A 9,246-nucleotide genomic window follows, 5' to 3' on the forward strand; every position below is an offset into this window, starting at 1 on the left:
AATGGAGGATGACAACTTATGAATATCTACGAACAACAAAAAAACGGAACTCCAAAACAAACACAAGCGAGTCAACCTGGCGTAGAATCCCAAATGGATCCTCGTCCCATTCAGCCTCTAGATTACAAAGGCAGTGAAAAATTAAAAGGTAAAGTGGCTCTTATTACTGGTGGAGACAGCGGAATTGGGCGTGCTGTTGCCATTGCTTATGCAAAAGAAGGTGCTCACGTAGCCATTAACTATCTTTCCGATCAAGAGCAAGGTGATGCAGAAGAAACCAAAAATTATATTGAGGCAGAAGGTGTCAAAGCACTGCTTCTTCCCGGCGATGTATCAGATGAGAACACTTGTAAAGAAATCGTAGATAAAACAGTACAAGAATTCGGTAAACTTGATATCCTCGTCAATAATGCAGCGATTCAGTTCGTAGTGGAAGGAATTGAGAACATTACGAGTGAACAATGGGATAAAACATTTAAAACAAATATCTACTCCGTTTTCTATATGACTAAATATGCGGTACCGCACCTTAAGGAAGGAAGCTCCATTATTAGCACGACTTCCGTTAATCCTTACGTAGGGAACCAAGTATTTATTGACTATACTTCAACCAAAGGAGCCATCGTTGGGTTTACCCGCAGTATGGCCCAAAGTCTTGCTAAGAAAAACATTCGAGTAAACATGGTAGCTCCAGGTCCAATTTGGACTCCGCTCATCCCTTCTACTATGAACGAAGACATGGTAGAAAGTTTTGGACAGGATGTACCTATGGGGCGTCCGGGACAACCAGCTGAGCACGTAGGAGCCTACGTGCTGCTTGCTTCTGACGAAGGTTCTTACATGACCGGTCAGTGTATCCATGTAAACGGCGGTATGACGATGTCTTCCTAAGCTTTATACAATAAATCTTATACAATAAGATGAGAAAAAGCAGGCATTCTCCGTAGAGAGTGACCTGCTTTTTCATGAGTGTAATGCAAATTAATTATTTTTGATCCACACTACATTATCTTCGTCCTGACCATTCACCGGCCACCAGAAGTATCCATCTTTCGCCAGTAGATCTTCTGTTGCTTTCGGTCCCCAACTTCCCGCAGGATATGTCTCAATATCGCCTGGATTCTCTGCCCAAGCAGCAGCAATCCGATCCACGAATGACCAAGCTGTTGCTACTTCATCCCAACGAGTAAAGTAAGTAGAATCCCCTTTTGCTGCATCATGAATAAGTCGTTCATAAGCTTCCGGAGAGTTAATTCCAATCATACAGCTCTGACAGAAATCCATTGCGAGCGGCTCAATTTGTGAGTCTGTCCCTGGTTTTTTCGCATTAATCTTAATGTAGATTCCTTCCATCGGGTTCACACGAATAACGAGCAAGTTAGGTTCGAGCTTATGTTTTTGACCCAAATAGACATTGTTTGGCATTGATTTAAACTCGACTACAATCTCTGTGGTTTTCACCGGAAGACGTTTCCCCGTACGAATATAAAAAGGTACTCCTGCCCAGCGGAAATTATCTACAAATACACGGGCTGCAAAATAAGTCTCTGTATTAGAGTTAGGATCCACCTTCTCCTCCTGACGATATCCAGGAAGTTCAGTGCCTCTCACTTCACCTGCTGTGTATTGGCCGCGCACCACGTTATTCTTCACATCATCGCTAGTTGCATAAGGGCGAAGTGACCGAAGAACTTTCACCTTCTCATCACGAATATCTTCAGGGAGCAATCTGCTAGGCGGCTCCATAGCGATCATGGTGAGCATTTGCAGCATATGATTCTGTCCCATGTCCCGAAGTGCACCTGCTGCGTCATAATATCCTCCGCGCTCTTCCACTCCGACCGTTTCACCAAGTGTGATCTGAATATTCGCAATATGTTTGTTATTCCACAAAGGTTCAAAGAATGCATTACCAAAGCGAATAACCTCAATATTTTGCACCATTTCTTTACCCAGATAATGATCTATACGGTAGATCTCTTCCTCGCGGAATACTTCCCGAATTTGTTCATTCAATTTCTCAGCCGAAGCTAGATCGTATCCAAATGGTTTCTCGATGACAAGTCTGTGCCACCCTGCGCTCTCTAGAAGCCCGCCCTCTTTTAAGTTATAGGACACACTGCCGAATAATTCAGGAGCCAAAGCCAGGTAGAACATGCGGTTACCCGGAATATCAAACTTTGTTTCTAGTTCCTCAGTCAGAACACGCAGTTCACGAAAACCATCGACATTATTAATATCAAGCGACTGATACTCGAAATGCTCTGCAAATGTTGTCCATTCTTCACTTTCAATTGAATCACAGGAATAGCGGCAAAATTCTTGGATGGATGTATGTACATCAAGTCGGAATTCTTCACGTGTACGCGGACGACGTGCCAAACCGACAACGGCAAAATCTTGTGCTAATTTCCCTTCGCGGTACAGACTATAAATGGCTGGGAATAGCTTGCGCCGAGCAAGATCTCCTGTAGCACCAAAAATAAAAAATACGGCACCCGAAGTCTTGAGTGATTCCAATGGTTGATTCGTATTCATGGCCCCTTCTTTCCCCTATATATCATAGATTTTTTAGTATATTAAAATGTGTCTCCAGTTAACTATCGCCTTTTTCCACATAAGGAAAAGTCATTTATGTTGAAGACATTTTAGCATAAGTGTTCCTTCGAAAGCTACGAACTTTCTCTGCTAATCTTTTACTTTCAATAAACATTCATCAAACCTTCACTTTGATGCCTTTGTTTTAATATTCACCTTGATCGGCGTACTTAATCCTTAAAAGTAGAGTTATTTTCACTCGCTTAGTCCATCGTCCAAACCTATTTAACTCTGTAAGAATATAAATATCTTGACTACTATCTTATTTAATGAAGAGGTGTACTATATGTATCCTGTTAACCCTTTAACTCCAGAGGTACTAAGCCGCCATTGTGGAAAGATGATTTGTGCGGTAACAAAAGACGGCCGGCGTATTTTCGGCAGACTTAAAGCATGCAATAATACCCACATCTTCGTTGCAGATGAACGCCGTAATCAATATCGTCCATGCCGAGCATACAAGTCCAGCATTCTTGAAACAAATCCAAAAACAGAAACGACAAAAAAGAAAAAGAAACGTAAACCAAACGCAAAGATCAAAGGTTTTTATCCTTACGGCGGCTATGGCGGTTACGGCTATGGAGGCGGATGGGGAGCTGGATGGGGCTGGGCTTTAGGTTTAACAGCTCTGGCTTTGTTATTCCTTATCTAATCTGAATTTAATCGCTCTTCCCTTAACTCTTATTCAAAAATGAAAAAGGTACGAATCTCTTTTCTTCCTTACGAAGATAAGAATCGTACCTTACATAGATGTATATTCATTCTGCTAATCCGTTTTTATAAGCATAGATCGCAGCTTGCGTACGATCATCTACATCGAGTTTTGCTAAAATGTTGGTCACATGAAATTTCACTGTCTTGATCCCAATGATTAGCGTATCTGCAATGTCTTGATTGGATTTACCCTGAGCGAGCAACCGCAAGACATCCATTTCACGATCTGTTAAATCTTCATGTGCTTTCATTTGCGCAGGAGGCTGCCTAAAACGATTCATCATTTTGGATGCAACTTGCGATTCCAGTACAGACTGTCCGCGATCCGCTGCCCGAATTGCATCTGCAATTTCTGTAGCACGTGACGTTTTGAGTAAGTAACTAAATGCTCCTGCTTCAATAACGGGATACATCTTTTCATCGTCTAGATAACTCGTAAGTACAATCACTTTGCAATCAGGCTGTAGTTTAAGCAGTTCTCTAGTGGTTTCGATTCCGTCCATCCCGTCCATCACGAGATCCATTAGTACTACATCAGGTTTGTACTCTTTAGCAAGCCGGAGGCCTTCTTCTCCACTACCTGCTTCTCCGATCACCTCAATCCCTTCTTCGGTATCCAGCACTGCAGCAAGACCGATTCGTACCATTTCGTGATCATCGACCAAAAGCACTTTGATATTTCTTTCCATCAATTCATCTTCCATAACCTGGCGTTACCTCACTTTCTTCATCCATCACAGGAACGGTAATTTCTATTCTTGTTCCTTTACCCGGTGCTGTAATCCAGAGAATAGACCCTCCAATTTCGTTCACACGTTCCTGCATATTAGAAAGACCATAGGAGGCCTGTTTTTTATCATCTAATTCAAAACCTTCTCCATCGTCTCGAATGACAACCTTTACTGCCTGATCTTTACGCAGTATCCGAATTTCCATCTTTTCTGCTTTTGCATGTCTAAGGGTATTAGACATCGCTTCCTGAATAATGCGGAAGAGGTGATTCTCCACTCCTTTTACCAAGTGAATATTCTCATCCATCTCAAACAGTATTTCCATCGGAACTTTCACTTGTAGTTCTCTTACCAACTCTCTAAGGCCCTGTTCAAGATGTTTCCCTTCTAAATATACAGGCCGCAAATGAAGCAACAGTGCCCTCATTTCGGATTGTGCGACAGCTGACATCTCCTCGATGAGCGCCACTTGTCTCTTCGCACGATTAAAATCTTTGTCGAGTGTTCTCCCGACTGCCGTAGCCGTCATCGAGATAGCAAAAAGCTGCTGAGATACCGCATCATGCAGTTCTCGAGCAAGTCGCTGTCTTTCCTCCACGATAGCGGAGATCCGGGCCTTCTCTGCCAGCTGTGCGTTATTCGTCGACAAGCGTTGTAAAGAACTCACTTGCTCTTCCCACTTTTTGCTGATACGAGAGAGTTGTTCTCCCAGTCTCCCGATCTCATCACTTCCTAGCTCAGGAACAGCTCTCATCACGCTGCCTTTTTCCCACTGCAATAATGTCTCCCGCAACCTCTCTAGTTTCACTTTTGTTCGATAAGCTTGAAGGAATCCGTAGCAAGCACCCACACCTACTAACAATAATACGAGAGTTGCTCCGAACGGAATCCATCGATCCCATGTCGACCAAGGAGTTAAATAGCCATAAGAAGAAAGAATATAAATGATGACAGCTCCCAGCAATACAGAAAACAGAATGCCCTGTCCCATGCCGCGCGTCACCATGTTTTTTGTCTTTTCGGAATACATCCGGAACCTCCTCTCTTATAGATAGTATTACGTTAGTTTTACATCAAGGTCTCCAATTAAATAGGAAATCACAAATTTAACTTTGTATTCACTTCCTGCATATCCAGGAGATTGATAAACCAATCTGTTCATTCCACCGCTTTTCTGGTCGTTTCCAAACTTTTGTCTTCCGAATAGCACAAATGCTTCAATTTCTACACCGTAATCCTCTGGGATCGACAGGTCAATATCTCCCATCACACCCTGTAAATAAATAACCGTTTCTTTTTCTTCAGGAAGTGCAAGAGAAAGATCCGCATCTACTTCTCCTATAACATGCCATATACTGGTATTGCGAAGAATCCAAGGTGCTTGATCCCATGCATAATTAGACATAAAGTTCTGATGAATTATATATTCTTCACGCGGCTGGACTTTACGCCCTTTCCAATAAAAAATACCGAGTGAAATCAACATTATGCCTACCACGAGGATAAGATTGTCTAGAATAATGATCGCTGTTCCTGTCCACATCAAAGTACGACCTTTTTTGGTGTCTCCTGATTTATGTTTGTAATATCCAAAGATCAATAAGAGCAGTGCAACGATAGTAAAGAAACTCAAAAATCTTCCCAGCAACATCATTAAGCCAATCCCTATTGCCAGAACAGCAAACAGCGACTTTCCTCTACTCATTCGTCACACCCCCTTTTTATGGATAAACAGAGTTGCCTCTTTTCATCCGTGTTATGTATATCATTAATTTACATGCATTAAAGCTAAGAATTATCCCCCATGCAACAGTTCATGTTATTTCAGTAAAAAGGCCATACGAAGGATGAACTCCGTATGGCTTTTCCACGATACTTAGGATATCATATCCTATGTTACATTGGATAGTTTATTCTTTTGGAGCTTCTGAAGTTGAAGCTTTTCCATTTAATTTACTTTTCAATGCTTCCAGCTGCTCATTGACTTGGAATTGTTTTTCCTGATCTACCGAATTAGGAGTATATGAGCTGGAGCTGTAAGGTGCGCGCATTACATCTGCTTCTGCTTCCAGTTGCATGATTTTTTCTTCCATACGGTGGAATCCTAGTGATGCATTGCCGCTCTCAATGGAATGAACACTGTTAATTTGGGACATTTGTTTTCTTGCTTTTGCCATTTGGGCACGAGATACAAGCTCGTTACGTTTATTACGCATTTTGTAGAACTCATCTTTCATATCATGCAGTTGTTGTACAAGTTCTTTCGCTTGAGTCTCAGATTCAGCATGCAGATTCTGATATTCAGATACTTTTTGATCGTAGTAAATTTTTTCTTCCAGAAGCTTACGTGCTACTTCTTCTTGACCATTGATAAGTGCAGATTCTGCTTGTGCTTCACGTTGTCCACCAAGACGCTCTGCTTCTTCCAAACGTTGTTTCATACGGCGCTCGTTAGCCATTTGTTTTGCAACCGTAACCTCAGCTTCACGAATTTCTGCTTCCATATCTCGAATGTACTGATTGAGCATCACGATTGGATCTTCTACTTTATCAAGAACCTCATTTACCGACGCTTTTGTCATATCTTTAATTCTTTTAAATACTCCCATTTTATAATTCTCCCTTCTCATACTTTGATAGTTTTTTACGAAGTTCTTCGTTTTCTTTCTTCAATGCTTTTTTCTCGATATCTTCCATCATGGAGTCCAAATGATCTTCTTTTGGAGCCCCGAATCCTCTATCAAAACGATTGCTGTTATAACGATTGTCTCTAGGAGTTCCATAACCTTGTGAGTCAAAGCCTTGTTGAGGGGTAGAGAATCCTCCACCATGGTATCCTCCCATTCCAGGTCCTGGAGCATATGGATCATAAGGCGGGAAGGGTTCTTTCGGCACAACTAGTGCAGCAAGAAAGTACAGGAAGATCGGTACACCCGTAAAGAAAGTGACTATAATAAAGATTACCCGCAGCAGAGTTGAATCCATACCTAACGTTTGAGATAAACCGCCAAGTAATCCGGTAACTTTTTTATCACGTCTAGAGCGATATAGCTTACTCATGAATAGTTACTCCTTTCCTCCGGAATCCAACTTCTTCTTAAGCTTTGCAAGCTCTCTTTCAAGTAAGTCAGATACGGAATGCTGTAATGAATTACGCTCTTGCTCGTCTCGGCGAAGATCGCGAAGGCTTCTTGCTTCATATTCCAGATCTGAGACCCGATCCTCCAGTCTTCCAAACATACCTGGAATTTGTGTGCCTCCCATCTTGCCAGCTCGTTCGTTCATTCGCTGCTGGAGCTGTATCGTCTGCATTCGTGCATAGTAGTATTGACGTTTGCTATAGACCGTTTGGTATTCAGTCTTTAAGTGATTCAGTTGTTCTTCTAGCTCCGTTAAAGCATCTCTGCTCTGTTCATAAAGTCCGATATATTGATTGTATTTTTCTTCATATAGCATTTTTTCTTGAAGAGCCAGTTTAGCAAGATGATCTTCTTCTGCTTTGAGTGCAAGCAGTGCTTGCTCTTCTCGTTTGATGATCATAGCTTTGGCTTCATCAACCTGCTGCTTCAATTGTCTTGTATGACGTGAATACTGGGCATGCAGTTTTTCTACCTCACCGATCTCATTTCTAGTATCCATCAGAAATTGGTCGATCATTTTCACTGGATCTTGACTTTGCTCTAAATGTTCATTAATCGTAGCTGCGGTTATATCCCGCATTCGGCGAAACACACTCATTCTTGTTTACCTCCCTTTTCTCTATTCCTCTTTCCTTAATACCTTTTTACTCCTCTACCTCTTAACATGGATATACCGAAGATGATAAGTCCAATCGCAAGAAGCGGTCCGATAAGCCATGCAAGTTTACTGAGCAAGTAAAGTACGCCGATAATCAGTATGATGTAACCAAAAAGCGCATTCCCTCTTTTTATACCGTAATACCCGATCGCAATCATAATCACCGGTATTAGGTAGCTCATAATCGTTCCAGAGATAAAACCGAGAAAAGGAATAAATTTACCAAGTAACAATAATGCTCCGATGGCGATCAGAATGATGGCCAAGTTTTTCTCTTTTGTATACTTCATAATTTGTTATCACCGCCTCTTTCGTATACTACGTGTTTCTTATGTCTTTATTTTAGGTAATTCCTGCGCTTTATAAAACGGACCGGGGACGGTTTTTTATCCTAGACTCAGGTCGGGGATCATCCAAGACCTTTAAGACAACTCTGGGTATACCTTGACTAAAACCAACCTCAGATCAACAAGCGGATCTAAGCTTATAAACACCTATAGATCTATTCAAGCACGATATACTTCCTCAGGTTCCATGTACGCCACGAACTCACACAAACCATAATCTAATATTTATGATAGAAAAACAAAATAAGGGTTATATTACTGAATTCAGTAATATAACCCTTATGATCTATGCCGGTGAAGGGACTCGAACCCCCACGGTTTCCCTCACGATTTTGAGTCGCGCGCGTCTGCCAATTCCGCCACACCGGCTTATTCTATTATATGTGCCCTAAGAGATTCAAACCCCGGACCTTTTGATTCGTAGTCAAATACTCTATCTAGCTGAGCTAGGGCATAACTAGATATGCGGAAGACCAGACTTGAACTGGTACGATAGTCACCTACCGCAGGATTTTAAGTCCTGTGCGTCTGCCGATTCCGCCACTCCCGCTTATAAATAAAATGGAGGCGCCACCCAGATTCGAACTGGGGATAAAGCTTTTGCAGAGCTGTGCCTTACCACTTGGCTATGGCGCCGAATATATTGGAGCGGACGACGGGAATCGAACCCGCGACCCTCGCCTTGGCAAGGCGATGCTCTACCGCTGAGCCACGTCCGCAAATAAATGGCTGGGGATATAGGATTTGAACCTATGCATGACGGAGTCAAAGTCCGTTGCCTTACCGCTTGGCTAATCCCCAGCAGTGATAAAGAATGTAATGGGGCGATCGATGGGACTTGAACCCACGAATGCCGGAGCCACAGACCGGTGCGTTAACCCCTTCGCCACGACCGCCATAATATTATTCTTTATCATGATACTAAAATTGAAAATTGGCAGGGGCAGCAGGAATTGAACCCACACCAACGGTTTTGGAGACCGTTGTTCTACCTTTAAACTATGCCCCTAAAAACTGGTGGAGGATGATGGATTCGAACCACCGAACCCGTAAGGGAG

At 42.3% G+C, this 9,246-nt stretch carries 10 protein-coding genes and 8 tRNA genes; 2 read left to right on the forward strand and 16 right to left on the reverse strand.

Annotated elements, in window-relative coordinates; all coding sequences use genetic code 11:
• Nucleotides 1-18: 18 nt before the first annotated feature.
• Nucleotides 19-891 carry an SDR family oxidoreductase gene (locus PV403_RS16110; protein WP_213534150.1) on the forward strand — a complete coding sequence of 291 codons (873 nt, stop codon included), beginning with the start codon at nucleotides 19-21 and terminating at the stop codon, nucleotides 889-891.
• Between the two features lie 90 nt (nucleotides 892-981).
• Here the strand turns inward: PV403_RS16110 and zwf are convergent, their stop codons facing one another.
• The gene (gene zwf, locus PV403_RS16115; protein WP_213534152.1) at nucleotides 982-2,538 is read right to left on the reverse strand and encodes a glucose-6-phosphate dehydrogenase; all 1,557 of its coding nucleotides are present in this window, start codon (nucleotides 2,536-2,538) and stop codon (nucleotides 982-984) included.
• Nucleotides 2,539-2,884: 346 nt separating this feature from the next.
• Between zwf and PV403_RS16120 the strand changes: the two genes are divergently transcribed.
• A complete protein-coding gene (locus PV403_RS16120) occupies nucleotides 2,885-3,250 on the forward strand; it encodes a hypothetical protein (protein WP_249717478.1) in 366 nt (121 codons plus the stop codon).
• A 106-nt stretch (nucleotides 3,251-3,356) separates the two neighbouring features.
• Here PV403_RS16120 and PV403_RS16125 read toward each other — a convergent pair whose 3' ends face one another.
• From PV403_RS16125 to PV403_RS16195, 15 genes are all read right to left on the reverse strand, one after another.
• Nucleotides 3,357-4,001 (reverse strand): response regulator transcription factor, encoded by a 645-nt coding sequence (locus tag PV403_RS16125; RefSeq protein WP_191802287.1) that lies wholly within the window; start codon nucleotides 3,999-4,001, stop codon nucleotides 3,357-3,359.
• Nucleotides 4,002-4,005: 4 nt separating this feature from the next.
• Complete coding sequence (locus PV403_RS16130; protein ID WP_213534154.1) at nucleotides 4,006-5,073, reverse strand: sensor histidine kinase; 1,068 nt, start codon at nucleotides 5,071-5,073, stop codon at nucleotides 4,006-4,008.
• Between the two features lie 27 nt (nucleotides 5,074-5,100).
• Nucleotides 5,101-5,748: a cell wall-active antibiotics response protein LiaF gene (liaF, locus tag PV403_RS16135; protein ID WP_332085262.1), complete on the reverse strand. Its 648-nt coding sequence runs from the start codon at nucleotides 5,746-5,748 to the stop codon at nucleotides 5,101-5,103.
• 205 nt (nucleotides 5,749-5,953) lie between these two features.
• On the reverse strand, nucleotides 5,954-6,652 hold the full coding sequence (locus PV403_RS16140; protein ID WP_332085263.1) for a PspA/IM30 family protein: 699 nt from the start codon (nucleotides 6,650-6,652) through the stop codon (nucleotides 5,954-5,956).
• Nucleotide 6,653: 1 nt separating this feature from the next.
• A complete protein-coding gene (locus tag PV403_RS16145; RefSeq protein ID WP_213534158.1) occupies nucleotides 6,654-7,103 on the reverse strand; it encodes a PspC domain-containing protein in 450 nt (149 codons plus the stop codon).
• 6 nt (nucleotides 7,104-7,109) lie between these two features.
• On the reverse strand, nucleotides 7,110-7,781 hold the full coding sequence (locus tag PV403_RS16150; protein ID WP_332085264.1) for a PspA/IM30 family protein: 672 nt from the start codon (nucleotides 7,779-7,781) through the stop codon (nucleotides 7,110-7,112).
• A gap of 35 nt (nucleotides 7,782-7,816) precedes the next feature.
• Nucleotides 7,817-8,131 carry a LiaF transmembrane domain-containing protein gene (locus PV403_RS16155; RefSeq protein WP_213534162.1) on the reverse strand — a complete coding sequence of 105 codons (315 nt, stop codon included), beginning with the start codon at nucleotides 8,129-8,131 and terminating at the stop codon, nucleotides 7,817-7,819.
• Nucleotides 8,132-8,477: 346 nt separating this feature from the next.
• A tRNA-Leu gene (locus PV403_RS16160) sits at nucleotides 8,478-8,557 on the reverse strand.
• 15 nt (nucleotides 8,558-8,572) lie between these two features.
• Nucleotides 8,573-8,641: transfer RNA gene (locus tag PV403_RS16165), tRNA-Arg, on the reverse strand.
• An 11-nt stretch (nucleotides 8,642-8,652) separates the two neighbouring features.
• Nucleotides 8,653-8,738: transfer RNA gene (locus tag PV403_RS16170), tRNA-Leu, on the reverse strand.
• Nucleotides 8,739-8,750: 12 nt separating this feature from the next.
• Nucleotides 8,751-8,824, reverse strand: a tRNA-Cys gene (locus PV403_RS16175).
• Between the two features lie 8 nt (nucleotides 8,825-8,832).
• Nucleotides 8,833-8,907, reverse strand: a tRNA-Gly gene (locus PV403_RS16180).
• 7 nt (nucleotides 8,908-8,914) lie between these two features.
• Nucleotides 8,915-8,989, reverse strand: a tRNA-Gln gene (locus PV403_RS16185).
• A 19-nt stretch (nucleotides 8,990-9,008) separates the two neighbouring features.
• A tRNA-His gene (locus PV403_RS16190) sits at nucleotides 9,009-9,084 on the reverse strand.
• A gap of 39 nt (nucleotides 9,085-9,123) precedes the next feature.
• A tRNA-Trp gene (locus tag PV403_RS16195) sits at nucleotides 9,124-9,197 on the reverse strand.
• Nucleotides 9,198-9,246: the final 49 nt, after the last annotated feature.

Source organism: Paenibacillus sp. GYB006, from assembly GCF_036577645.1.
GTDB lineage: Bacteria > Bacillota > Bacilli > Paenibacillales > Paenibacillaceae > Paenibacillus.